This is a genomic window from Ruminococcus sp. SR1/5 (assembly GCF_000209835.1).
Taxonomy (GTDB): domain Bacteria; phylum Bacillota; class Clostridia; order Lachnospirales; family Lachnospiraceae; genus Blautia_A; species Blautia_A fusiformis.
In genome coordinates this window covers 1,363,667-1,387,605 of the sequence record NC_021014.1, presented here as the reverse complement: position 1 = coordinate 1,387,605, position 23,939 = coordinate 1,363,667, and the positions used below count along the sequence as shown (strand labels likewise).

The 23,939-nt window shown below is 39.5% G+C and carries 26 protein-coding genes, 1 tRNA gene and 3 pseudogenes; 16 read left to right on the top strand and 14 right to left on the bottom strand.

Annotation, left to right across the window (positions count from 1 at the left end; genetic code table 11):
• Window positions 1–155: 155 nt before the first annotated feature.
• The 7 genes and pseudogenes from CK1_RS07185 to CK1_RS07155 form a co-directional block, all read right to left on the bottom strand.
• Complete coding sequence (locus CK1_RS07185; protein WP_015525610.1) at window positions 156–608, bottom strand: VOC family protein; 453 nt, start codon at window positions 606–608, stop codon at window positions 156–158.
• 62 nt (window positions 609–670) lie between these two features.
• The gene (locus tag CK1_RS07180; RefSeq protein WP_015525609.1) at window positions 671–1,087 is read right to left on the bottom strand and encodes a YjdF family protein; all 417 of its coding nucleotides are present in this window, start codon (window positions 1,085–1,087) and stop codon (window positions 671–673) included.
• A gap of 237 nt (window positions 1,088–1,324) precedes the next feature.
• Entirely contained in the window at window positions 1,325–1,492 is a 168-nt protein-coding gene (locus CK1_RS07175; RefSeq protein ID WP_015513594.1) for a transposon-encoded TnpW family protein, read from the bottom strand.
• A gap of 1,246 nt (window positions 1,493–2,738) precedes the next feature.
• A pseudogene (locus CK1_RS07170) lies at window positions 2,739–5,485 on the bottom strand (DNA methyltransferase).
• A gap of 174 nt (window positions 5,486–5,659) precedes the next feature.
• Entirely contained in the window at window positions 5,660–6,133 is a 474-nt protein-coding gene (locus CK1_RS07165; protein WP_015525606.1) for a hypothetical protein, read from the bottom strand.
• 56 nt (window positions 6,134–6,189) lie between these two features.
• Window positions 6,190–6,510, bottom strand: a complete 321-nt coding sequence (locus CK1_RS07160) for a helix-turn-helix domain-containing protein (protein WP_013976760.1) — start codon at window positions 6,508–6,510, stop codon at window positions 6,190–6,192.
• 123 nt (window positions 6,511–6,633) lie between these two features.
• Window positions 6,634–6,849: a hypothetical protein gene (locus CK1_RS07155; protein ID WP_015525605.1), complete on the bottom strand. Its 216-nt coding sequence runs from the start codon at window positions 6,847–6,849 to the stop codon at window positions 6,634–6,636.
• Between the two features lie 224 nt (window positions 6,850–7,073).
• Here CK1_RS07155 and CK1_RS07150 point away from each other — a divergent pair, with 224 nt between their 5' ends.
• From CK1_RS07150 to CK1_RS07110, 10 genes and pseudogenes are all read left to right on the top strand, one after another.
• Entirely contained in the window at window positions 7,074–7,463 is a 390-nt protein-coding gene (locus CK1_RS07150; RefSeq protein WP_008374249.1) for a helix-turn-helix domain-containing protein, read from the top strand.
• Between the two features lie 129 nt (window positions 7,464–7,592).
• Window positions 7,593–7,742, top strand: a complete 150-nt coding sequence (locus tag CK1_RS07145) for a hypothetical protein (protein ID WP_015525604.1) — start codon at window positions 7,593–7,595, stop codon at window positions 7,740–7,742.
• 56 nt (window positions 7,743–7,798) lie between these two features.
• A pseudogene (locus CK1_RS07140) lies at window positions 7,799–8,128 on the top strand (recombinase family protein); the annotation flags it as partial.
• Window positions 8,108–9,445 (top strand): recombinase family protein, encoded by a 1,338-nt coding sequence (locus CK1_RS07135; protein ID WP_353611226.1) that lies wholly within the window; start codon window positions 8,108–8,110, stop codon window positions 9,443–9,445. The pseudogene CK1_RS07140 and the gene CK1_RS07135, both read left to right, overlap by 21 nt.
• Window positions 9,442–9,849 carry a hypothetical protein gene (locus tag CK1_RS18115; protein ID WP_015525602.1) on the top strand — a complete coding sequence of 136 codons (408 nt, stop codon included), beginning with the start codon at window positions 9,442–9,444 and terminating at the stop codon, window positions 9,847–9,849. The genes CK1_RS07135 and CK1_RS18115 overlap by 4 nt, the downstream gene beginning before the upstream one ends.
• Window positions 9,850–9,857: 8 nt before the next feature.
• Entirely contained in the window at window positions 9,858–10,229 is a 372-nt protein-coding gene (locus CK1_RS18110) for a hypothetical protein (RefSeq protein WP_015525601.1), read from the top strand.
• Complete coding sequence (locus tag CK1_RS07125) at window positions 10,189–10,515, top strand: hypothetical protein (RefSeq protein WP_015525600.1); 327 nt, start codon at window positions 10,189–10,191, stop codon at window positions 10,513–10,515. The genes CK1_RS18110 and CK1_RS07125 overlap by 41 nt, the downstream gene beginning before the upstream one ends.
• A 75-nt stretch (window positions 10,516–10,590) precedes the next feature.
• Window positions 10,591–11,016 (top strand): hypothetical protein, encoded by a 426-nt coding sequence (locus CK1_RS07120; RefSeq protein WP_008375519.1) that lies wholly within the window; start codon window positions 10,591–10,593, stop codon window positions 11,014–11,016.
• Between the two features lie 2 nt (window positions 11,017–11,018).
• A complete protein-coding gene (locus CK1_RS07115) occupies window positions 11,019–11,510 on the top strand; it encodes a hypothetical protein (protein ID WP_015525599.1) in 492 nt (163 codons plus the stop codon).
• 2 nt (window positions 11,511–11,512) lie between these two features.
• Window positions 11,513–12,376, top strand: a complete 864-nt coding sequence (locus CK1_RS07110) for a DUF6551 family protein (protein ID WP_015525598.1) — start codon at window positions 11,513–11,515, stop codon at window positions 12,374–12,376.
• 511 nt (window positions 12,377–12,887) lie between these two features.
• Here the strand turns inward: CK1_RS07110 and CK1_RS18815 are convergent.
• The 5 genes and pseudogenes from CK1_RS18815 to CK1_RS07085 form a co-directional block, all read right to left on the bottom strand.
• Window positions 12,888–13,525, bottom strand: a pseudogene (locus tag CK1_RS18815) (TadA family conjugal transfer-associated ATPase).
• Window positions 13,526–13,758: 233 nt separating this feature from the next.
• Window positions 13,759–14,772, bottom strand: a complete 1,014-nt coding sequence (locus tag CK1_RS07100) for a P-loop NTPase family protein (protein WP_021652830.1) — start codon at window positions 14,770–14,772, stop codon at window positions 13,759–13,761.
• The gene (locus tag CK1_RS07095) at window positions 14,769–15,197 is read right to left on the bottom strand and encodes a prepilin peptidase (RefSeq protein WP_306288823.1); all 429 of its coding nucleotides are present in this window, start codon (window positions 15,195–15,197) and stop codon (window positions 14,769–14,771) included. Before CK1_RS07095 ends, CK1_RS07100 begins: the two co-directional genes overlap by 4 nt.
• 310 nt (window positions 15,198–15,507) lie before the next feature.
• Window positions 15,508–16,662 carry an N-acetylglucosamine-6-phosphate deacetylase gene (nagA, locus tag CK1_RS07090; RefSeq protein WP_015525592.1) on the bottom strand — a complete coding sequence of 385 codons (1,155 nt, stop codon included), beginning with the start codon at window positions 16,660–16,662 and terminating at the stop codon, window positions 15,508–15,510.
• A 79-nt stretch (window positions 16,663–16,741) separates the two neighbouring features.
• Window positions 16,742–16,813, bottom strand: a tRNA-Glu gene (locus tag CK1_RS07085).
• A gap of 269 nt (window positions 16,814–17,082) precedes the next feature.
• Here CK1_RS07085 and CK1_RS07080 point away from each other — a divergent pair.
• The 3 genes from CK1_RS07080 to CK1_RS07070 all read left to right on the top strand — a co-directional run bounded on the left by CK1_RS07080 (window position 17,083) and on the right by CK1_RS07070 (window position 19,995).
• Window positions 17,083–17,709, top strand: a complete 627-nt coding sequence (locus CK1_RS07080; RefSeq protein WP_015525591.1) for an SGNH/GDSL hydrolase family protein — start codon at window positions 17,083–17,085, stop codon at window positions 17,707–17,709.
• A gap of 4 nt (window positions 17,710–17,713) precedes the next feature.
• Window positions 17,714–18,478: a GNAT family N-acetyltransferase gene (locus CK1_RS07075; RefSeq protein ID WP_015525590.1), complete on the top strand. Its 765-nt coding sequence runs from the start codon at window positions 17,714–17,716 to the stop codon at window positions 18,476–18,478.
• 353 nt (window positions 18,479–18,831) lie between these two features.
• Complete coding sequence (locus CK1_RS07070) at window positions 18,832–19,995, top strand: hypothetical protein (protein ID WP_015525588.1); 1,164 nt, start codon at window positions 18,832–18,834, stop codon at window positions 19,993–19,995.
• Here the strand turns inward: CK1_RS07070 and CK1_RS07065 are convergent.
• Together CK1_RS07065 and CK1_RS07060 are read right to left on the bottom strand one after the other, a co-directional pair.
• Window positions 19,965–20,855 (bottom strand): amidohydrolase family protein, encoded by an 891-nt coding sequence (locus tag CK1_RS07065; RefSeq protein ID WP_015525587.1) that lies wholly within the window; start codon window positions 20,853–20,855, stop codon window positions 19,965–19,967. The two genes, CK1_RS07070 and CK1_RS07065, sit on opposite strands and share 31 nt — an antisense overlap.
• A 5-nt stretch (window positions 20,856–20,860) precedes the next feature.
• A complete protein-coding gene (locus CK1_RS07060; RefSeq protein WP_110102750.1) occupies window positions 20,861–22,021 on the bottom strand; it encodes an alanyl-tRNA editing protein in 1,161 nt (386 codons plus the stop codon).
• 141 nt (window positions 22,022–22,162) lie between these two features.
• On the opposite strand from CK1_RS07060, the gene CK1_RS07055 reads away from it, so the two are divergent.
• Genes CK1_RS07055 through CK1_RS07045 form a run of 3 tightly spaced genes read left to right on the top strand, consistent with a single transcriptional unit; the run spans window position 22,163 to window position 23,885 of the window.
• Window positions 22,163–22,705, top strand: a complete 543-nt coding sequence (locus CK1_RS07055) for an RNA polymerase sigma factor (protein WP_015525585.1) — start codon at window positions 22,163–22,165, stop codon at window positions 22,703–22,705.
• Window positions 22,706–23,200 carry an anti-sigma factor gene (locus tag CK1_RS07050; protein WP_015525584.1) on the top strand — a complete coding sequence of 165 codons (495 nt, stop codon included), beginning with the start codon at window positions 22,706–22,708 and terminating at the stop codon, window positions 23,198–23,200.
• Window positions 23,201–23,204: 4 nt separating this feature from the next.
• Window positions 23,205–23,885, top strand: coding sequence for a hypothetical protein (locus CK1_RS07045; RefSeq protein ID WP_015525583.1), 681 nt, complete (start codon window positions 23,205–23,207; stop codon window positions 23,883–23,885).
• Window positions 23,886–23,939: the final 54 nt, after the last annotated feature.

Here is a 23,939-nt window from a genome sequence, read left to right as displayed (position 1 = left end):
TAACAAAATGTCACTAGTTTTTTAATCACTTTTTCAAAAAAGGCAAAAAAATAGAACGTATAGATTATTTCCATACGCTCTATCTCACATTTCATATTAAATTTTTGAATTCTACAAACTTGAAGTTGTCATTTTCCTGTACTTATAATTTTTCATCAAAGTGGTTGCATCATCTCAAGAATGATTCCATCCGGGTCTCTGAAATAAAAAGCTCTGCTTTCCCCAAATCCATCTGCCCTAAAGTCGAAATACTGCGGTTCAGACAAGCACTCCACATGATTTTCGATAAGGGTTTTGTAAACAGAATCAATGTCATCCGTGTAAAAGCATACTTCTGAGATAGATGTCGTAAACAAGTCTGATTGTTCTTTATGGATTTTGCTGTCTACAAACTGAATCAATTCAATCGGTGGTGCTTCAAGAACCTTCGAGCCATTCAAATATGCAACCCTTGCTTTACAATTTTCCTTACGGAACATTTTATCTGTCTCTTCGCCTTCCATAAAGATTTCACCCTGAAATTTAAGCCCAAGAATATCTCTGTAGAAAGCAATCGAGCGATTCAAATCAGAAACGGTTAATCCAACGTGATAAATTCTTCCAACCATATATATTCCTCCTACAATTTCTTTATTTCGTAAAACTTGAATTTGAGCAAAAGCCCAAGGGACTAATGTCCCCTATGCTTTTCTCTTTTCTTTTGCTGTTTCAGTTCAAACATTCGCAGTTCGTCCGCTTCTTTTTTCTCACGGCTCCTCACTTTACGCTCCTGTTTATTCTGTTCCTGCTGTAATTTCAATGCCTGCTGCGATTTTGTGCCGATGCCTGTTTCCTGCATCTGTTTTTTCGCTTCACGTTGCATCCTTTTGGGATTTCTTTTTATATCTTTTACAACAGTATCAACAGTCGGACTGAATTTCAAACTAAAATAGTATTTTTGAATATATTCCTGCACTTCGTAATCCTTTGGTTCTGCACCAAATGTTACCTTCGCCACAGATAGTTTACCATCTTCAATACGTTCAAATACACCTACCCAAAATGGTTCTTCAAAATATACCGTCAGTTTTCCACTTGCTTTGTCCATAAGAATCCCTCCTAAAATGAATTGAACAAAGAATGGACAACCCGGAGGGGCAGGTTACTTACCCTATTTGCATAGGACGGCTGGGCTACCTACCAGCTCTAGTACATTTTTAATGTACATTGCGTTTTTATCTTTGTATTTATAATCAAGCCATATGGCACGATTAACTTATTCGGTCAATCCCGATTTGTTACTCACATGATATCATATTTTTTCTTCAATTACATCCACCTAATTTTAATACACTGCCTGTCGACTTGCTTCTGTAACCAGCATCCGGTTAATCTTCTCCTGCATTGTTTCCTTTGCATTTTCATTGAAATGATAACGGACAACATAGACTGTCTGCCCGATTTTCTTTGTAAATGTGTTACCCTCTGTTTTTGTATTCATCATTTTTTCCATAATCATTTTTCCTTTCTTTTGGAGCCCCAGCAGAGAGTCATTCCATTGGTCTCTGTCAGAACATTATTCTTTAAATCAGGCCCAAAATGGGCACTTCCAGTTTCACAGGCTACCTATATATAGCCTTTTCATTTTTGCTTGCAAAAAGCCTTGTGATCACAGCACTTTTTTAACGTAAAAAGCGTTTTAATATGATGCAGCCAACGACAAGAAGCATATCTAACAAATATCATTGTCTATCACTTCTGTTTTCTCTGCCGATATCTCTCTGGTTAATGCCTAATAATCTTCCCTGCCAGACAAGACGATAAGTACAGCGTTTGCTTCTATCGTGTTTCCAAATACTTTCTTCCATCATACGATGGTTCTTCATCAAGTTCCAGTCCGTGACGTTTACAGATATCTAAAAACATTGTCCGGCAGGCAGAATCGGCTGCAGATTCAAAATTTTATTATTCAAAAATAAATAAAAATGGATTCCACCAAAATACCCATCACCAAAAATGTACTGGACACTTCTATTCATTATATTTGCACCAACAACTTGAAGTTATCTTCCTGCTTACGACTTTCCAACAACATAAACTCCAAATATCATTTTGATAATATAAAGATACTTCTTTCTTACCCCAGAGCAAGATCCACCTGTGTTTAACAATATTGTCTTTCATCACAATATTCTCTCATCAGGTTTTCATCTTGCTGGGGATTCCCCAAACCCATTTTTCTATTTATGCCGAGGTCTCAGTACACACTAGAGCAAGATCCACCCCGGTAATACCATATCGCTATTTTAGCAATACGGCATTTTCCGGATGTTGAAATCTTGCTGAGGATTGTGCTCCCCAGTACCTCACATTCAGCATAAATATATAATTGGTTCCTCGAATTTCTTCGGTCACAGCACAGGGAGAAAAAATAGGCTAAACAGCCCTATATCCCTGTGAAATCACCATGTGATTAAAAAATAGCAAGGACAGGAAGTGTGGATACACTTCCGCAAAATTGCCAATTTCGGAGCCATATCCAAAATTGAAAAATACATAAAAATCAAAAATCCGAAACCTTACTTGATATCCAAATTTATAATTTTTACAGATTACAAAAAAACCAATATGAAAATTTTACAAATTTTGTACCACCTGTAAAATTCCCATATTGGTTTTCATTCAGCTTTTATGGATTTGGAATATTCTATGTTTTCAAATATTTTACTTTGAGCAAAAAACAGCTCTATAAACTTTTATCATTGCATTTTCTGGTATAATTTCATCAACTCTCCCACACAATCTGCTTCCGTCATTTTTGTACTAAAGCCATACGCAGCCATAACAGCTTTATCATTTGCAGTATGTGCTCGCCGTAACTCGGCTGGCATTGTTAAAGGATCATATAAAGCCGCAAGATTACTATTAGGATATAATGTTCTTGCTTTCAAAATTTCCTGTGCCGATTTTTCAATTTGTTCCCGATTCTTCTCCGTTACTACAGGCCACGGGAAATTGTTATACACTATTGTGTTTGAATAACTATAATCACTTTTTAATCTTCCACACACTGCTCGCATCCATGCCATATGAACATTCGACATCAATACACCAAATTCATAAAATGATGCATTTGGCATAGTGAATAATTTGTCTCCCGGAATAATTTCACCATCTAAATAATCCATTGGAATATATCTACGATTCTGAGAAGAAACTTTGGGAATCGCAATATATTGATTTTTATGTTCAAGTATTGATGCAAATAAAGTTGGATTCTCAGCCGCTTTTTTTGTGTTCGCTCTTGTACTACTAAGTCTAAATTCACGTACTTTATTCACCCGTTCTAATATCATCGGACATTTTTTAATAATCCAGGATCAGCTCCAACAAGCCAAATACAATATCTCGGCTTTCGATCAATAAAATCTTTTCCCATCATATAATGTCTAAAAAACGGAGAAGCCTGTGGTTCTTTTTCCAAAAACTCTTCCTTTTCCTCTTCCGTCAATATTAAAAATCCACCATCAACTGCTTGCCCACCTAATGCTATTTCAGGAACATTACACAATGGTTTCATTCTTTTTTCAATGAATATATTTTCTGCATCAAGCAAATATCCATTAATATTATTCGCCGGAATTGCGTTCTCACCTGAATAAATTATTTTCTGCTTATTATTTACAGCTCTGCTAAAGCCAACAATTACACAATGAACATGCGCTTTTATTGACGCTTCACTATCCCATATAAATGTTCTGTATGCAAAATCAATATGTACACCTGATTCAAAAAGCGGTTTCCAGAGAATCGAAACACTTTCTCCCTGTGTAATTGAATTAGTTGATACCAACGCTGCTCTGATATTATAATTTCCCATATAGTCAGCTGCTTTTTTATACCAGCAACTAACATAATCAAGATTTCCTATACTCTTCCATCCTTCAAATATCTTCTCAACATCTTCCTTCTGCTCCGACGCCATCCAACGTGCTCCTACAAATGGCGGATTTCCCATTATAAACGATAATTTTTCTGCAGGAATTACATCATTCCAATCAATTCTTAATGCATTTCCTTCTGTGATATTTACATATGTCTTTAAAGGAAGAAAATCATCATTAAATCCATACACAATATTTTTCGTTTCTTCCAACATTTGAGATTCTGCAATCCATAAAGCCGTTTTTGCAACTGTAACTGCAAAATCGTTAATCTCTATTCCATAAAATTGCTGAATAGAAACTCTAATTGGATTATTTACCTCTACCAATGTCATTTGTCCGCCAACTTTTTCCTTTATCACCTCATTCTCCAAACGACGAAGCGACAAGTATGTTTCTGTAAGGAAATTTCCAGAACCACACGCAGGATCAAAAAATGTAAGTGATGCCAATTTATTTTGGAATTCTTCCAATTTTTTATCTCTGGTACGCTTCACTTGAATTGCTCTAATACTATCAAATTCCTTTTGCAAATCTTCCAAAAAAAGCGGACTAATAACTTTATGTATATTTTCAATAGATGTATAATGCATTCCTCCTGAACGTCTGGTCTCAGGATTTAATGTTGATTCAAATACCGCTCCAAATATAGTTGGAGAAATATCACTCCAATCAAAATCTTCTGACGCTTTTGTAAGAAGTAATTCTTTAATTTCCTCTGTAAAAGGTGGTATCTCAATAGTTTCATCAGCAAATAACCCACCATTTACATACGGGAACTGAGCAAGTTCTTCCTCCAAATACTCGTCTCGCTCTGATACAGGTGTATCCAATATCTTAAATAATTCTAATAAAGCTCTCCGGCAATCCTTTACTTCATATGTTTCCAAATAATCATGGAACATATTTCTCTTTCCGAAAATACCAGCATCTTCTGCATACAAGCAAAAAACAATTCGCACACATAAAGCATTCAGGCTCTTTAGTTTATGCTCTCTTTTTTCTTTCTGCTCAAATGTTTCATCCTTTTCCTTAATATCTGGTATACGATATTGTTTTAAAAACGCATCATAAATAAGCCCAACAATACCTCCTGCTTTTATTGATACTTCCATTTCATGCGATATTGTCTTTACTTCCTTTTTCACCAAGAAGTCCAACAATGGATATTTGCTTTGTAATTCATCTAAAGCAATCTTTGTCGGTTCTGGCTGTTTCTGGTTCATATCATAAATCCAAATTTCAGCAAAATTTGACGTAACAATCCACCGAGCTCTTTCATCAAAAGTCAGCTTCCCATTATATCTGTCTGCCTGTTCAAATGGAGTAAGATCAACATCTCCTGAATTCCTGATTTTCTGATCCAATGCTTTTCCAAGACTCTTCTGTTCAATAATTACTCGTGTTTCAGGAATATATACATCAATACGTTTTGTATTTCCATCAATTACAACTTTCTTTTCAAAGTTCAAACGTTCTGTCACATTATCCATTCCCAAAACATTCGTCAATAAATCAATCCAATAAGAACGTCCATCTTCATCTTCTTTCCCTTTTCCCATCCATCGGTTTACAAATTGACGGGCAGCCTCTCTTTGTTCTGCATCTGTCATGCTTTTTCCTCCTAAATAATCGTACATTCACAAATCTTTCTCCGACTATTTTACATATCATATCCACAGTATATCATAAAATTATTACAGAACAGCATTCATATATCATTATTTGTATTTTGTCTACACACAAGGAACTTCTACCGCCAAATCATAATAATATTGATACATGACCATGTTATCTTTTGCTTCTATATACACTCTCTGAGCTTCTTTCATCAAGTTATTCCAAATATCTTTCCATTCACTAGGAGCCGAATCTAAAAACCACATATTATTAAATGACATTTCTATCGTCCCCCATAAATCATCTTCTTTACGCTCAGTTTTTATATTCATCTGCATATTTCGTGCAATTTCCAATGCATCTTTTTGTAAAAAAGTGAATTTCACTACTTTTTGAGGATCTGGAACTTTCTTAAAACAACGCATATGAGCTTCTGCCTTTTTTATAATTGTTTCCAATTGTTCATCATGCCATTTTTTATCCTCTAGTATCTCTTCTTCTGACATTTGCGCTTTTTCTGCATTAATTTCTCTTTGCATTTCTTCCAATTCACGCTGTGCAATATCATAATATTTCTTTTCAATCACCATAATCTCCCAACTCCATAAAAAAGAAACAGTCAACATTTTCGTTACAACTGTTTCCTTTATTTTTGAAGTCCCCGGAGCATTTGTATCACTACATTCTGTTCTTTTTCATCAAGATTATTCCAAATATTCAAAACCTCTTGTTGTGATTCTGATAAGCTTACTGGAACATCCATTCCGGCAAAGAATTGTGCCATTGTTACTCCCAGTGCATCACATATCTTTTCTACAGTAGGCATAGTGGGTAAACTTTCTTTAGCAATAATTTTTCCAATCGAAGATTGAGATATACCAGTCAATTGTGACAGCCGATATTTACTCATATCACGTTTTTTACATAAAGCTATAATATTGTCCGCAATATAATCCTCTGTACGCAAGTAAATACACCTCTTTCCGATAGTAGTTACCTTAATTGTAACTAGAAATCCGAAAAAATATTAGAGATGTATCTTGCAAGTATTTACTAAGGGAAACAGTAGTATTAAAACAAAAAAATAGAACTATATAAAGTTGTATTCCATTAATGTCAGCTTATTATCTAAATGCTCATATTCTCTTTGTATTTCTTCAATTTTATCATATAGTTTCAGCACTGTCGAACCCTTTATCATTTTATTTTCTTGGCACATCTGCCGGAATTTTTCTTTGTACTCCCGCAGTATTCTTCCTTTTTCCTCTAATTCCTCCAGTGTTTTAATTTCCTCTTTATCTGCCATGTATTTTCCTCTCAGACATAATTTTTAATACATAAATAATAACCTTTTTTCGCTGTTGTTCAATTACAACTTATCGCCTTTTTCTCCCATCAATCGACAATCTTCTTTTTGCTATATACATATGATATACTTCTTTTTATACAACCAATTACTATTGTATAACTCACCATTTTTTCTATCTACAACACAAAAAAGTCAAGTTGTGATGGAAAGGAGGTGAGGACATGGAAATAAATTATGCACTTATAGGCAAACGTATAAGAGAAACCCGCAAACAACGAGGATTATCTGCCGAGGAGCTGGCTGAAATCGCTGATCTTTCTACTGTTTATATAAGCTATATAGAAAATGCCAAGCGTAAACCCAGTTTAGAATCTTTAATCAAAATTAGCAATGCCCTTGAAATTACTATTGATGAATTACTTTATGGAAACTTGTTATACAATCCTACGGAATATCAAACTGATATTGATTTATTAATGGCAGATTGTACCAGCACTGAAAAACGTTACATATTCGAGGTTCTTTCAGCCATAAAGAATATTTTACGAATCAATGATTGGCATCTATCCTCAAAACACAATTACGATGCTGATAACCCGAATGATTATTAAATCATTCAATAACAATCAAATATCTATTTCTACATAAACCATCTGTTAATCACTTAACTGATGGTTTATGTCTTTTTCAATCCAAAAATTCTATGATAGTTATATCAACTATAAAGGATGTCGCTATTGATGAAAGAAAGTGAAGAACGAAGCAGTAATATTGATGAACAGAAAGCCAGAATCCGGCAAAGATACAAAGGTATTGATCCAGAAGAACTGGAAGTAATTCCGGCACTTCCACCAGAGGATATTTTTAAAACAGAAAAAAACTACGAGTAGCTGTATATGCAAGGGTATCTACGGATGATCCACGCCAAACATCCTCATATGAATTACAGAAAAATCATTATCAGGATGTAGTAAATAAAAATCCGAATTGGATGCTTGTCGAAATATATGCCGACGAAGGCATTTCAGGCACTTCGCTTCAACATAGAGATGCATTCAAAAAAATGATTGAAGATTGTGAAGCCGGAAAAATTGATTTAATCATAACAAAAAGTGTATCCCGATTTGCAAGAAACGTTGTTGACTGTATCCGATATGTACGAGAGCTTTCTTCACTCCGTCCACCCGTCGGTGTATTTTTTGAAACAGAGCATTTAAATACTCTTGATCCCAAAAGCGAAATGATTCTGTCATTCATGTCAACACTTGCACAGGAAGAAAGTCATACCAAAAGTGAAATTATGAATTCTTCCATTGAAATGCGTTTTCGTCGGGGAATATTCCTTACACCTCCTCTGCTCGGATATGACCAAGACGAAAATGGAGATCTTGTAATCAATCCACATGAAGCTAAAATTGTGCAGCTTATTTTTTATATGTATCTGAATGGAAGCAGTACTCAACAAATTGCTGATTCTTTGACAGAACTCGGTTGTAAAACAAAAAAGAATAATGATGTCTGGTCATCCAGTACCATACTACAAATCCTTCAAAATGAACGCCATTGTGGGGATGTTCTGGCGAGAAAAACATGGACTCCTAATTATCTTGACCATAAATCAAGGAAAAACAATCAAGACCGTAATCAATACAGAAAAGTCGGACATCACGAAGCTATTATCTCCCGAGATGATTTCATAGCTGTTCAAAAATTAATTACAAATGCGAAATATGGAAATAAAGAGATTTTACCAGAATTACATGTGATACAAGAAGGCTCTCTAAGTGGATTTATAAGCATTAATCCAAGATGGTCTGGATTTAAAGCTAGAGACTACTTTGAAGCATCTCAAAGCGTCCTTAAACCGGCAAATATGAATGTACCTGATACAATTACTGCTTCCGCCGGTTCCTTCGATTTAAGAGACTATGAAGTTGCCAGAGGACAATTTTTCTCCTCTGTTGGTCGGATTTCTGTTTCTTTTTCAAATAAACAGATCTCTTTTAACAAAGATGCTATACGGAAATTTCCAAACATAAAATTTGTCGAACTGCTAATACACCCAAGCTCAAAACTACTTGCTATCCGACCATGTTCCTCTGAAACAAAAAATAAAGTGCAGTGGTCACGTCTCAAAGATGGTCAACTTATTCCAAAACCAATTTCCGGCGCTGCATTTTTGCCAACATTATACGAGATATTTAAATGGGACAAAAAATGCAAATATAGAATATTAGGAGTTGCCCACCAAAAAGGCAATGAAAATGTCCTTATTTTCAACATGGACGATACAGAAATACGAATACCGACAAGTACCAACGACGTATCCGCCCCCAATAACAACATGCCTGATACAATATCTGATTCTAAGAGTGTGTTAGCTTATCCTGCCGACTGGATGAATAGCTTCGGTAATAATTACTATACTCAGTCTCAAGCGCCAGAATTAACAGAATTTACAGCAGACAAAAACTGGCAGACTGCTTCAGAAAGTAAACCTTATAAAGAACCCGAGCTACAAACCACTCCCAAAGAAACCATTATACAAAATATAAAGAATATTATTACAGAAATTAAAGGAGACACCCAATGAGCGAGCAACCTATAAATCAATGGAATATGACTACAGAACCTTCTGATATGATGAAAATCAACACACCTATGCCAATAACAGTCGCGCCCAGCCCCTCAAATCAAATGGAAGTCATTGACGATGATTCTTTCAGCTATGACGGTTATCAAGTTGTACGTGGCGAATTCTTCGCTCATATTTACGAACCTTCGTTTACGTTTAATAACTACAAGGTATCTGTAAATACCGCCTGCATAAAAAAACTACCCGATGTCGAATATGTGCAAATATTAGTCAATCCCATTGAAAAAAACTGGCTGTCCGTCCCTGTCGAGAAGAAGAAAAAGACTCTTTTCGTTGGTGTTCCTCTGGAAAAAAGCGTTCGCCAAAACAAATCACCTGTCGAATTTTCTTTGCTAAAGTGATATCTCTCATGGACTGGAATCCTAATTATCGGTACAAGATTCTCGGCAAACTAATTCGTTCTGGCAATGAAATACTGTTCATTTTCGATTTAACTTCACCTGAAATATTTCCTCGTACTCTAAAAGACAATGGAACTGTAACCACTGCTAGGACACCTTCTTATCCTGAAGAATGGAAGAATCAGTTCGGTATTCCAGTGGAAGAACATCAAAAATCAATGCAAGTCAATATATTTGAAGGCTACGCAGTATTTGACATACAAGAAAAGAAGAAGGCAACTGATAAATCCATAGAAAAAGCAAAAGAACCATCAACAGCAGAAAGTGAGGAAAAATCCTATGAACAACAAACACTCTTCCCATCCACTAATATGTATTGACTTTAAAAAGAATCGTATACGAATCCACCGCAATACACTCCGTCAAATTGGTAACCCAGAATATATTCAACTTCTTGTTAATCCTGATCAAAAAATGATAGGTATAAAGGCTAGTTGTGCGGAGGATAAATTGGCACATAAAGTTAAGGATTATTTTGTCATCAATGGTAACAGTTATGAATTGTACAGCCGAGAATTACTATATTCACTTTCCCAACTTAACCTTTCTTGGGAGAAATTTAACATTTTTCGTTTAGAAGGCAATATTTACCCAGATAAAAAATAGCTCTATTTTCCATGGATAACATCATCACAAAACTGCCACAAACAGAATTCAAATCAGAAATAATGGGAGATGAGTATGCGCAATTATAGTATATATACATTAAAAACAAAACTAGAATTCACCAATTTGTATCAATATCTCAGTGAAAAAGATTATAAACAACTTGAACAACAGATATTATGTCATTCCTATCACACCCCCATCTGCACATGGAATGGTATTGTCATTAATGGTATAGAAGCATATGAATTATTTCGTAAACACAGTATTCCTTTCCGAATAAAAAGACTCCATTTTTCCAGTAAAGAAGATGTAATTTCATGGATATGTACTGACCAACTTAAACGAGAAGATTTAACCAATATCAATAAAAAATACCTGATTGGGAAAAAATATGATGCTGAAAAAATTATAGTTTCAAGACAACTTTCATCTACGAATAAATCTCATATTTCCGGTGCAAGCATCGCAGCAAAAAAATATCCGAAGAATGTAATGTAGCAATGGCTACCGTTTACAAATATTCTGCTTACAGTAGTGCACTAGATATAATTGATGAAAAAGTTCCGGATTTTGTCAAACGAGTTCGTTCTGGTCAACTCTGGATTTCCCAAGCTAATATTATTGAGCTTTCAGGATTACCAAAAGAGCAACTTTTAAGTCTAAATAACTACCTTCTTGCCGAAAAGATAGAACATCTCAGTTATCATGATATGAAAAGGGAATTACTATGGAATAATTACACCAAACCGATGTTAAGGAAAGAATCTTCCGTTTCTATTCCTTCAATACGCAACCTGCCACAATTTGATCCAGATGCGGAAATTGCAAGTCTTACATTGACGATTCCCTCGTGGAACAGTTCTATCGAAAGAGTATTAAAAGTTTCAGATTTTAAAATTGCATCTGATACAGCAAAATATAAGCTTAAATATCAGCTTATGTGTCTAATATCAACCACAAATAATATTTTAAAAAAATTGGAGGAAATATAATTATGGATGGAAATACCGAAGATTTACAAAAGTTTGTTCCCCAAGTGCATTTTGAGCAAATACCTATTAAAAATTTATGTTCAAATCAAGATTATCAACGTAATCTTTCCATCAAACACGTTCAGCGTGCTGCAGCTAATTTTGACCTTTATCAGATAAACCCTGTAAAAGTAAGTAGACGTGATGGGATAAATTATGTGTTCAACGGACAACACACTATAGAGATTGTTGCTCTCGTCTCTGGATCAAGAGAAACTCCTGTCTGGTGTATGGTTTATGATGATCTTGTTTACACCCAAGAAGCAGATATTTTTGCAAATCAGATGAAATATGTCAAATCGTTATTACCTTATGAAATATTCATGGCTAATATTGAAGCTGGTAATGATAGAGAACTTATTATTCGTGACCTTGTTGAATCATATGATCTCACTATTACTTCTTCCTCTCGCCCCGGAGGTATATGTGCTGTATCCACTTTAATTAATATCTATGAAAAATATGGTTTTCACACTCTTGATCGTGTTTTACGCCTTTGTGTTGCCACATGGGAAGGTGCGCCTATGTCCTTTAGTTCCAATATGCTTAATGCTATTGCCCGTCTGGATAATGCTTATGGAGAAACAATGAAAGATGACACCTTCAAAGAAAAAGTTGGGCGTGTCTCTGTCAGAGAAATCAGTCGTACTGCCAGAGAACGTCGTGCCGGTTCATTAGGATTCGCAGAAGCTCTTTTACTAGAATACAATAAAAAATCCAAGTATTCACTTCCTTTTGAGAAATTATACACTCATAAAACACCCAAAAAAGAGAACCATCAACTGAAGATGAATCCGGTCAAAGTTCCACTCCAGAAGGTCAGTTAGATTTATTTTCTACGGATCAAGAGAATACTCAGGCTCTGCCAAACGAATAGCGCAGAGCCTTCAGCCTTTAATTCTATCCATACTTTCAAAAGAACACCCTGCTTTAAGGCTCTCTTTCATGCAATCACTATTTTATCTTATCCCCAATTCATCAACCGCTCCATCCGCCACCTTATATATGAATACCCATTCCAAATATTTGCTTTTACCGGATACTCTTTCCTGTAAACAAATACAGTGTGATATTTAACAAAATGTATTCTACACCAATTATGTATATCTTTCATATATATGTTATTTATACCATTCATCCACTGTTCTAAAGCCCATATGTCTTTATCTGACACTAACTCCATTATGAACAGTACATTATAATATTGAATGACACCTACTCTCTTCCTTTCCTCTATTAACCTTTTACACAATAACCTATACTTAATGTTCATATCGTTCCTATGCCCCTCCCTCTAATCTATATTTTCCATCCTTATATACGTTATATATATAATTATTATATAGTACATATAAGGCTCTGCAGCATATCCACTGCCTCTCCTCCACGGACTTCCCCTACAATTATCCTATCCGGTCTCATTCGAAGGGCTGACCGGATCAGATCTCGGATCGTTACTGACACCGCGCCCGCCATATTGGCCATTTTTGCCTCCAGACATACCAGGTTATCAATTCCCCGGATCTTAAGCTCCGCATTATCTTCAATGGTGATCAGGCGCTCATCTTTTGGAATATATTCTGTAACAGCTCCAAGGAATGTTGTTTTTCCACTGCCTGTACCTCCACCGATCACAATAGAATATCTTGCCTGAACAAGTTTTTTAAAAACTGTGCACATTCTTCGGTGATGCTTCCAAAAGCGATCAGTTTTTCCATTGTGATAGGATCATCCGGAAAACGACGGATCGTCAGGATCGGACCATTCAGAGCAACCGGATAAACCACTGCATTCACACGTGCTCCGTTTTCCAGCCTTGCATCTACAATGGGCATGGACTCGTTGACAACCCGGTTACAGCGCCCTACGATCTGCTGGATCACATCCTCCAGCTTCTCTTCTGACGTGAAGACCTTATTCCATCTGGTCAGTTTTCCTCCACGTTCCACAAAAATATGATCCGGACCATTTACCATGATCTCCGTAACACTTTCATCATCGATCAGTTCCTGCAGAACATCCAGCTTGCGCACAGAACAGAACAGCTCCTGTCTGAGCTCTACTTTCTCCTTCAGTGAAAGAAACAGTTCCCTTGCCTGAGTTAATATCAGTTCATCGATCACCCCCAGGATCTCATCATCGGACAGCTCTCTGGAAACATCCAGCTGTTCCATGAGCAGATCATACATTTCCCGGAATTTTTCTCTGTTCATGACCGCTCCTTTCTCAAAAGTTCACGGATATAATCTCCCAGTTCACTCCAGACCAGCTGTTCTACGTAAGCGTCAGAAGAGATCCTATCCATATGAAAGGGCAGATGCACCTTTTCTGTTTTTTCCAGGATCTTTTCTTTATTCCAGATACGCAGAAGATTTTCGAATTGTGTCACCTTACAGACAGAAAGTGTGTCATTCAAAACCGGCATATAGATTTTTCTGCACATTTCCAGAAGCCGGAAATCCTCATCTCCATTTTCTCCCATATCCAGGATCAGCACTTCATAGGAACTGTGAAGTACGATCTCCTGCAACAGCCGCTCCCAGTCTTCCCAGTCCACGGTCCGGATATCTGAAGGTGTTCTTACAGGCGGTATAAAATCCAGATTGTTTACTGTCTGGATCATTCCGTTCATTCTATGGATCAGGTTTTCATTTCCCTGGCGAACATAATAAAACAGATCACTCAGATTAGCCGGAAATTTTTTCCCAAGAAGTTCCTCAAAACCAGAATAGGATTCCAGATTCAGATAAAGAACAGCACGTTCTTTCGCCAGTATCTGTCCCAACGCAAGTGCAAAGGATGTCTTCAGACATCTGCCAAGAGGAGAAAAAACACCGATGATCTCCATTGTCTTTTTCAACACAGGAAAAGTTACCGGATCAAGAGACTTCTCTTCTCCATAGCAGGCCATCACCTCCCTTATCACATCTGAGGAAGATTGATATTTATACACACTTGAATACTGATCCAGTTCCGGAGGATGCACACCCTCTGAAAGAATGATGATCTTTCCGATACCAAGGTCACGGACTTCTTTTCGCATTGCTTTATCGGAAATCAGCAGCAACTCAATATGATTTTCTTTTCCGTAAGCAATGAGACTTTCCGCCGTGGTAAATGCCTGGATCTCAAACGGAAGATTCTTTTTCTGGTTCAGATAATCCATAAAATTGAAAGCATAATCCACCTCCAGATCACAGACTGCAAATATGTTTTTCTTCAATACACACCTCCTGCATAAAGCACCGCACTCAAAAATATGGGTACCGTAAAATGAAAGTTCTCCGGAAAGCTCATCCCCTTTCTGTAATAAGGACGTATCTCACCGGTACAGTAAAACTCATTCATATACTGATATAAATAAAGGAATCGTCGGCGGATACCGCCTGTAGAAATAAGAATTGCCAGAGAAATGCCTGCACCTGCAAGCAGAGAATAAACAATACATTCCATAACTGTCCTCGGCCCCATGATCCCGCCAAGTGCGCACAGAAGCTTGATATCTCCGGCGCCGATCATATGGAATATAAAAAGAATTCCCAAAAGAAGCACCGGCACAGCCACTCCTGCCAAAAAGATCACTCCACCTTTCGGCCCGTTTTCTGTGATCTGGATCAGGAAACCGATCATAAAAGAAAAAGGATCCATCCATTGTCTACAGATGCATCTTTAAGATCCATCCAGACCGCCATCGCAGATATCACCACGGATAATTCTCCATAAAGAAACATACACGCCCCCTTTCCTTCTTAAAATATATGTTTATTCAGTTATGATAAAAATGGGATTTCCCGCCTGACCTGGCGGTGATCGATACCAGAAGATCTCTGGTGAAATTAATTATAGAATTTCAGGAGCATTTTGTCCAGCATTTTCGTTCGACAAATTCTGACACGAATTTTGCTGTCATCTGCTCCTGAAATTCTTTTTATTTTTTATCGTTTTATCTTCTATGATCTTATCGAATCTTTACTCCGTCCTTGATCACTGCTTTCAGTTCCAGATCCTGATCCAGCAGTACCACATGAGCTTTTTTACCTGCTTCCAGAGATCCGTACTGTTCTTCCACACCAAGGCTTCTGGCCGGATTTATGGTCGCGCAGGCCACGGCTGTTTCCAGCGGAAGCTCCATCTTTTTAACAACTGTACGCATACAGTCCATCAGATTTGTGGCAGATCCTGCGATCGCACCGTCAGATACCAGCGTGGCAAGTCTTCCCACAACCTTAACATCCAGTCCGCCCAGTGTATACTGACCGTCCGGCATACCGGTAGCTCTCATACTGTCGCTGATCAGGATCATCCTGTCAGCTCCCATCATCTGAAAGGTAGCTCGAACAACAGACGGATGGATATGGATCCCGTCACAGATGATCTCTGCCATAACATCCTTACTATCAAAAACAGCACCTACGACACCTGGTGCACGATGCGTAAACGTAGGCATTGCGTTATACAGATGGACTGCATGGTTTGCCCCTGCTCTGCATGCTTCCATTGCTGTATCGTAATCTGCATTGGTATGTGCCAGAGAAACATTGACCCTTTCATGAACTTCTCGGATAAATTCTGCTGCATGCTCACTTTCTTCAGGTGCAATCCCTATAAATTTTACCAGACCTTCCGAGGCCTTTAAAAAACGGTCACAGATTTCCACATTACATGGCAGGATATTCCTCGCGTCCTGTGCCCCTTTTTTCGCCGGGCTGATAAAAGGCCCTTCCATATTGATCCCCAGAAAATCCGCCTTACGGCAGTCCTTTGTTTCTTTTTTATATTCTGCTGCTGTATGGAGGATCTGCTCCAGTTCCTCTACCGGTAAAGTCATAGTAGCCGGCGCGATCGCTGTAACTCCTACCGATGCCTCATATTCCGCGATCCTTCCGATCGCAGCCTTGTCTCCGTCGCAGAAATCATCTCCCTTGCATCCATGAAAATGCAGATCGATCAGTCCCGGAATGGCGTAGCAGCCTTTTCCGTCCAGAACATCCCCGTTAAGCTGCGGCGCATCCTTTTCTTCATAAACCTGTCGGATCTTATCCCCATCCAGGATAATCCCGCCTTTTACAAATGCTTTGTCCGGTGTAAAAACATACACATTATCAATGATCATAGTAAAACCTCCCAAAATCCCCATTTGTGATCATAAACAAAAAAGCAACCAGAAACATGTTCTGATTGCTTTCAGTTAATAGCCAGTACGGGAATCGAACCCGTGTTTCCGCCGTGAGAGGGCGGCGTCTTAGCCCCTTGACCAACTGGCCATATTCTTTTGTTTCTGTCGTTTGATTTCGTTTTTTGTTGTTTCCCTCAACCGACTTCGTTAGTATATAACACTTTCTTTCAAAATGCAAGTACTTTTTTAATTTTTTAAAAAATTTTCATGTTTTTCACGTTTATTCGTTTTTTACCCATTTTCCGGTATTTCGTACGCTTGACCACTGCTGGTGTAAGTGCTACTATCAAAGCACCAATACGAAAATAATCGACTGCGGATAATGATCCGCCCGGTATAACAGAAAGAAGGAATTGGATGACTCGCATTTTGTGTCTCGGAGACAGTATCACAGATTGCGGACGGCTTTTCTCCGCAGATCCTCTTGGAAAAGGATATGTGAAGCAGCTCTCCTGTCTGCTTCATAACACAGATCACCGATTTTCCATTGAAAACAGAGGTATTGATGGTTTCACCCTGGAACGGCTTCTTCAGAACACAGATTTCTGGCTGGAAAGCTCTGATCCGGATATTGTTACCGTCCTGATCGGGATCAATGATGTGGGGATCATGATGAACACCCGCCGTTCATCTGCACAACAGCAGGATCTGATGAACAAATTTGTCACCCGTTATGAGCTCCTTGCAAAAAAGCTATCCTGCACAAACTCCCGGAAACGAACGCTCTATTTCCTGGAACCCTTTGTTTTTCCATGGCCACGCTGCTACGCTTCCTGGGCTCCCCTTCTTTCACAGATGTCCGTACATATTAAAAAGATCAGTCAGGATCATGGCGCCGTTTTTCTCCCGCTGCAGAACGATCTGGATCAGGAAGCTGCACGATCCGGGCCTGCATCAATAACTTCTGACGGTATCCATCTCACACCACAGGGGCATCAGATCCTGGCAGATAAACTTTATAAATTGATCATATCAGAAAGGTAATACTATGGAAACAACGATCAAAAAAATCGAAGATATGTCACTGAACGCATGGCCTTCCCATAAAATGGAACTTTATGACGGATGGATCTTACGTTTTTCTTATTTCTATACGCACAGGACCAACAGTGTGGAACAGTTCGGAACCTCCACACTTCCATGGCGCGAAAAAATCCCCTACTGCGAACAGGTCTATAAGCGTCTGGGAACTCCTGCGATCTTTAAGATCAGCCCCCTTGTATCCCCGGATTTTGACTATATGCTGGAAAACAGGGGCTATTCCGTTCAGCACATAACAAATGTTATGACTGTAGACCTAGACAATGCCGTTCTGGATGCGTCTGTCACCGATGTGCTTTTTTCCAATGAAATTCCTGATTTCTGGATCCACAGCCTTTTTGACTTGAAAAGAACTACAAATCCGATCCATCGAAGCGTCGTTCCTTCCATGTACCGTGCCATTCTTAAGGAAACTGTCTGCGCTTCCATAACAAAAAACGGCGAGATCATTGCCACAGGTCTTGGAATCCTGGATCGCGACTACATCGGTATCTATGCCATTCATGTACGTGAAGATTATCGCCGCAGAGGATATGCCCGTCAGATCTGTACCGGTCTTCTCAATGAGGGCAAAAAAAGAGGCGCCAGCCACGCTTATCTTCAGGTGGTAAAAAACAATACTTCCGCAGAAAAGCTTTACAGCTCTCTTGGATTTCAGTATTCCTATACCTACTGGTTCCGTGTTCAGCCTGTAGGAACACGTTTTCAGTAAATGCATGGATTTTCCGTAAATCCCTGTAGAAATCAAAAAATCTTTTTGCTATAATACCCTTAATATGTATAAAATCTTTCCTGCCTTCATATACTGATCCTTATCAATCAATAAGGAGACTGATCCGATGAACGATCCGCAGGAAAAAACACCCAAAATCCCTATCATATTTATTACAATAATTATCTGGATACCAATGCCTGTACTGAATGCACGGGTCTGATCAACCATGGAATCGACAGCCGTGAGCAATGGGATTCTTTCCGCCAGATCTTTGACTTTATACCGGCGTCGGAAACCCATGATCTTACAGATAAACAGGACTGACCGTTATCCCGGGTCGGAGGACACAAATGAAAAAACTGTCTGCTGCATGTATGATTCTCGGCCTTTCCCTTTTTGCGGGAGGCTGCAGCAATGATCAGATCGATGATCATATTATTTCTCTTCAGGATAAAATTTCAGACGTTACTGCTTCAGATTCCACAGAACAGGAAGATCAGGAGCCTTCCACGGAAGAACGTGTTTATATAGATGAGCTTACCGGCACACTGCTGGATTTTGACGGTACACACCTGACGATTTCCAGCAATGGAGAAACCTATGTATTTGATGTTTCCCAGACAAGGCTTGAATGCAAATACGGCGTTGTATCCAGTGATCAGGTCAGTGTGATCTACCAGGGACAGCTTTCCGGAACGGATATCAGCACCATTTCCCCCATCAAAATAACCGACAAATATCATAATGAAACTCCTCTGGAGGACCGCACTTTAAAGGGCAAAGTGAAATCACTCACATCCAATGCCCTTGTGATAGTTACAGAAAAGGGAAATACCGTAACCTTCCCTGTCACCGGTGTCAGACAATACTACAAAAAAGGCATCAAGGCCGGCAAGTGGGTCTATGTCCATTTTCGCGGTAAATTCATCAACGAAACACTCGTGGATGACAAACAGTATGACGGCAGTTTCACAAAAGTGATCAGTGTCTCCGATACGGATCCACTGAAAGTACCTGCAGCAACTCCTACGCCTTCCCCTGAACCGAAGAAAAAAGAACAGCATCTCCGTGCAAAGATCGTAAATGTCAGCACCGGCACAATGACTGTCATTCCGCAGACCACAGGATCGGAACTGACTGTTTCACTTTCCTCGGTTCCTGTATATTTCAAAGGAGGAATGGCTCCGGGATCTTATGTAAACATTATCTATACCGGTAAATTTAATGGTGAATCCACCAGCGGCATGAAGATCCGTGGAATCACCGGGGAGGATCCGGACATACTTTCAGTACGCAACATTACTTCTACTGTAACCGGCACGATCCTGGGCACAACCGCCAATACCGTGCTGCTCCAGACATACGACGGCGTAAAGATCCTCTGCAGCCGTGAAAACGTTCCGGACCTTTCCTCAAGCGGAATGGAAGAAGGTGCCGATCTCCGGGTTACTTTCAACCCTGCGAAATCACGCACCTCCAATATTTATACCTGTATTAAATTCGAAGACCCGTGACGGAAGATGGTACGGATCCTTTTTTCTCCATCTTCCATCCAGCTTCGTACTGCCTGCGTATCACCCAGTATATCAAAAAAAGCTCTGCTTTCATCCTGTACACCCTGGCCGTGAAGAACCTGATATGCACCGGCATCGCTTCCTACTGCCACATGAACCTTCTTTTCAAAAGCTTTCTTCAGATTCTGCTCGCCTGTCTTTATAATAGATGCAAGAATCGTATCTTCAAATCTGCCGCAGCCTTTAAGATTCCGCACAGTTACAAGTGTCGGAACCCACACGCTTTCGCTGTCTGCCAGCATGGAAATCGTCTCATCATCCATATAGTTCCCATGCTCAATACTGTCAACACCAGCCTCCACTGCTGCTTGTACGCCATAGCATCCATTTGTATGGCTCATCACGGCAAATCCCTCTTCATGAGCAATATGTACCATTTCTTTCACATCCGTTGCTGAAAGCGGCGTTCCCGTAATTTTCCCGTGATCTGCAAAATCCAGAAGCCCTGTAGTCATGATCTTGATAAAATCCGCACCTTCAGCGGCAGCTTCCAGAACTCTTCTGTGATATTCCTTCATGTCTGAAAAGCTTTTTCCAACGATCTTCCCGTAATGCCCCTCTTTATAAATGGCAAAAACCGGTGTGCGATAGTCAATTTCATATTCAGGGGCCAGTCTGGCAGCCCGTTTTGACACACCGTAATGATCTCCTCCGTCTCTCACAAAACGGATTCCTCTTTTCCGGTATTCCTCAAAATGAGCACGGATCAGTGCATCCCGGGGCCCGTTTTTCTGTGTCTCAACGGCTTTCCGGTAATCATAGCCATTGAGAAATATATGTGCATGACATTCCCCAAACATTTTCATCACTGCTCAAAAAAGTTTCGGATCTCTTTCTCAGATGCCTGCACCGACCCCTGTACAAAGAACGGCTTTCCACCTCCGCGTCCGTTTAATTTCGCATTCATCTCTTTTGTAAACTGACGGAGATCGCCGTCTTTTTCGCCCATTGCATACTTGTAGCTTCCGTCTGCATTTCCGGAAAATACCGCACAGCAGCCCTGGCAGGTCTGTGTCACGGCGTCTGCAAGCTTCCGCACACTGTCTGCATCCATTCCATCCATAAAGATGAGAACGCTTCCGCTTCCTGCATAACGCTCTGCCTCTTTCCGGCACATGTCGTCTACCAGCTGCCCAACCTGTCCTTTCAGTCGGAAATTCTCTTCCTGAAGGCGTTCCACTGCCTGCGCAGTCTTATCCATTTTTGCGGAAAGCTTTACAGAAATCTGGTGGTTCTGGTCATTGACCATGTTCAGATAATCCAGCACACGTTTTCCGCAGATCATCTCAATACGGACACCTTCACGAAATTTTTCCACGGAAAGAAGTTTCACCATTCCGATCTCTCCGGTATGTGTCACATGAGTTCCGCAGCATGCACAGATATCCACCCCTGGAAATTCTACGATCCGCACCTGACCGGTGAGCTCTTTTTTGCTTCGGTAGTCGATTTTTTCCAGTTCCTCCGCTGTAGGATATATGATCTTTATCTGCGTATCTTCCCATATCTTTTGGTTTGTTTTCCGCTCGATCTCAGCAAGCTGCGCCTCATCCAACGGGCCATTCAGATCTATGGTAATGGTATCGCTTCCCATATGAAAGCCTACATTATCGTATCCGTAAGCCTCGTGGATCAGTCCGCTCACCATATGCTCACCGGAATGCTGCTGCATCAGATCAAATCTTCTTGCCCAATCGATGCGTCCCTGTACTTCTGTTCCGACTTCCATCGGCTGATCTGTATAATGAAGAAGTTCTCCCTCCTTTTCATGCACTTCCTTTACTTTCACATCGTTGAGATATCCGGTATCGCTTGGCTGTCCACCGCCCTCCGGGTAAAAAGCGCTCTCATCCAGAATGATATGAAAACCTTTTTTTGCTTCTCTGCACTCCAGGACTTTGGCTGTAAATTCTTTTTTATATACATCTTCATAATATAAACGTTTCGTCTCTGTCATTTGTCTCATCCTTTCTGCATCTCTGCTTTGACGACTTATAGTATAGACCAAATTTTCTCTCCCCGCTATATAAAAGCGGCATTTATCCAATGATTTACATATTTTTCTATAAAAGCTGAAGGCTTTCCTTCAGATTCCGCGTTATAATAAATGAAGCGGGAAGAGAAGGGAGCTGATTGCATTACACGGGAAGAATATCTGGAATATCTGGAATATCTGATACATACATACCAAAACTTAATATTTTCCATTTGTCTGAAATCGGTGGGCAATCCCTTTGACGCCGAGGATCTGACACAGGATGTTTTTCTTTCCGCCTACAAAAATCTCTTCCGTTTTGATGGCACCTACGAAAAAGCCTGGCTCAGCAAGATCGCAGTCAGAAAATGTCTGGATCATCTGAAAGCAGCCGGCAGACGTACCATTCCCACAGAGGACACCTATTTTGAACAGCTCCATGATAAAGAGTTTTCCCCGGAGGAGGCATTTCTGGACAAAGATTTCAAGGATCGGATCCGGCATTTATGTGTAGCGCTGAAAAGCCCCTACAGGGAGGTTGCCCTTGAGCATTTCTGCGAAGAAAAAACCGCCGCAGAAATTGCAAAAGCGCAGAATAAAAATATCAAAACAGTCCAGACGCAGATCTACCGGTCCAGATCTATGCTGAAAGCACTGCTGGAAAGGAGTGATTAGATGCACATACCACAGGATGAATTACAGAAATTCCAGGACGGAACCATGAATACGGATGAAATGATCCATTTTCTGGAGCATATGGAGCAATGTGACTTCTGTCTGGATGAACTTCTTCAGAATGAGGATGCCGCTTCTGAGTATGCTCCATCCTATCTGCAGGATGAAATTCTGAAAAAAGCAGCTTCTCCGGAAGTTCAGGCTTCCAGAAAAATACATGAAACTGCTTATTGGATGAAGCTTCTCTGTGCAGGCTTACGGACTGCCGTAGGCATGGGTGTTGCGCTGATCATGCTTTTTTCTGTATCTCAGACAGATTTTACGGCTCTTCATCCTTCACCGGAAACAAAAGTTAAGATTTCTTCATCCCTTGACATTGGTTCCGGCCTAAACCAGCTTTCCATGCAGGTAGGTTCCCAGCTCAGTGAACATTCTCAGAAGATCAGTAATAATCTGAACGATCTTACGAATAAAATTATAAACGGAGACAAGTAAATTTATGAAAAAACAAAAACATGGTTTCTGGGTATTTATCTTTTCCCTGATCCCCGGTGCCGGGGAAATGTACATGGGATTTAAAAAACAGGGACTTAGCATTATGCTACTGTTCTGGGGATCGATCGCACTGGCATCCATAACCGGTCTTGGATGGCTGGCCATGTTTCTCCCGGTGATATGGTTCTATAGTTTTTTTAATGTCCATAATCTGAAATCCCTGTCAGAAGAAGAATTCTACTCTGTAGAGGATAATTACATTCTTCACATGGATCAGCTTTCCGGTGATATGGGAAAATTCTTACAAAAGCATCAAAGTGCAGCTGCATGGATCCTGATCCTGTTTGGTATCTGCATCCTGTGGAGTCGTTTCACAAGTCTTTTGTACTTCATTGTACCGACTAATATGGTCGACTATGTATACAATATCTGCAACAGCCTTCCGCAGATCATCATTGCTGCAGGTATCATTGCTGCAGGTATTTATCTTCTTACTCAGCAGAAAAAGAAACTGAAACAGGAAACCGAAACAAAAGAAGAGCATTACTGGGAACCCTATCGTCCATATCAGCAGCTGACAGAAAAGCCTGTTCATACTTCTGATAACTCCGACAAAGATACAGCATCTGAAGCTTCTTCCATTTCTGATCCGGAAAATACCGATTCTAATTCATCCACAAAATAACAGAGAAAAAAAGATCCACTGTCAGTTTCCTGACAATGGATCTTTTTATATGAT

What these genes read in the sequence shown, in the direction of transcription:
- CK1_RS07075 (WP_015525590.1), top strand. Translation starts at nt 17,714, where the DNA reads ATGGAAACAACGATCAAAAAAATCGAAGATATGTCACTGAACGCATGG.
- CK1_RS07045 (WP_015525583.1), top strand. Translation starts at nt 23,205, where the DNA reads ATGAAAAAACAAAAACATGGTTTCTGGGTATTTATCTTTTCCCTGATC.
- CK1_RS07165 (WP_015525606.1), bottom strand. Translation starts at nt 6,133, where the DNA reads ATGGTGATTGAAAAGAAATATTATGATATTGCACAGCGTGAATTGGAA.
- CK1_RS07110 (WP_015525598.1), top strand. Translation starts at nt 11,513, where the DNA reads ATGGATGGAAATACCGAAGATTTACAAAAGTTTGTTCCCCAAGTGCAT.
- CK1_RS07150 (WP_008374249.1), top strand. Translation starts at nt 7,074, where the DNA reads ATGGAAATAAATTATGCACTTATAGGCAAACGTATAAGAGAAACCCGC.
- CK1_RS07120 (WP_008375519.1), top strand. Translation starts at nt 10,591, where the DNA reads ATGCGCAATTATAGTATATATACATTAAAAACAAAACTAGAATTCACC.
- CK1_RS07115 (WP_015525599.1), top strand. Translation starts at nt 11,019, where the DNA reads ATGGCTACCGTTTACAAATATTCTGCTTACAGTAGTGCACTAGATATA.
- CK1_RS18110 (WP_015525601.1), top strand. Translation starts at nt 9,858, where the DNA reads ATGGACTGGAATCCTAATTATCGGTACAAGATTCTCGGCAAACTAATT.
- nagA (WP_015525592.1), bottom strand. Translation starts at nt 16,662, where the DNA reads ATGATCATTGATAATGTGTATGTTTTTACACCGGACAAAGCATTTGTA.
- CK1_RS07180 (WP_015525609.1), bottom strand. Translation starts at nt 1,087, where the DNA reads ATGGACAAAGCAAGTGGAAAACTGACGGTATATTTTGAAGAACCATTT.
- CK1_RS07185 (WP_015525610.1), bottom strand. Translation starts at nt 608, where the DNA reads ATGGTTGGAAGAATTTATCACGTTGGATTAACCGTTTCTGATTTGAAT.
- CK1_RS07125 (WP_015525600.1), top strand. Translation starts at nt 10,189, where the DNA reads ATGAACAACAAACACTCTTCCCATCCACTAATATGTATTGACTTTAAA.
- CK1_RS07135 (WP_353611226.1), top strand. Translation starts at nt 8,108, where the DNA reads ATGTCAACACTTGCACAGGAAGAAAGTCATACCAAAAGTGAAATTATG.
- CK1_RS07175 (WP_015513594.1), bottom strand. Translation starts at nt 1,492, where the DNA reads ATGGAAAAAATGATGAATACAAAAACAGAGGGTAACACATTTACAAAG.
- CK1_RS07070 (WP_015525588.1), top strand. Translation starts at nt 18,832, where the DNA reads ATGAAAAAACTGTCTGCTGCATGTATGATTCTCGGCCTTTCCCTTTTT.
- CK1_RS18115 (WP_015525602.1), top strand. Translation starts at nt 9,442, where the DNA reads ATGAGCGAGCAACCTATAAATCAATGGAATATGACTACAGAACCTTCT.
- CK1_RS07055 (WP_015525585.1), top strand. Translation starts at nt 22,163, where the DNA reads ATGAAGCGGGAAGAGAAGGGAGCTGATTGCATTACACGGGAAGAATAT.
- CK1_RS07060 (WP_110102750.1), bottom strand. Translation starts at nt 22,021, where the DNA reads ATGAGACAAATGACAGAGACGAAACGTTTATATTATGAAGATGTATAT.
- CK1_RS07065 (WP_015525587.1), bottom strand. Translation starts at nt 20,855, where the DNA reads ATGTTTGGGGAATGTCATGCACATATATTTCTCAATGGCTATGATTAC.
- CK1_RS07080 (WP_015525591.1), top strand. Translation starts at nt 17,083, where the DNA reads ATGACTCGCATTTTGTGTCTCGGAGACAGTATCACAGATTGCGGACGG.
- CK1_RS07095 (WP_306288823.1), bottom strand. Translation starts at nt 15,197, where the DNA reads ATGGATCCTTTTTCTTTTATGATCGGTTTCCTGATCCAGATCACAGAA.
- CK1_RS07155 (WP_015525605.1), bottom strand. Translation starts at nt 6,849, where the DNA reads ATGGCAGATAAAGAGGAAATTAAAACACTGGAGGAATTAGAGGAAAAA.
- CK1_RS07050 (WP_015525584.1), top strand. Translation starts at nt 22,706, where the DNA reads ATGCACATACCACAGGATGAATTACAGAAATTCCAGGACGGAACCATG.
- CK1_RS07145 (WP_015525604.1), top strand. Translation starts at nt 7,593, where the DNA reads ATGAAAGAAAGTGAAGAACGAAGCAGTAATATTGATGAACAGAAAGCC.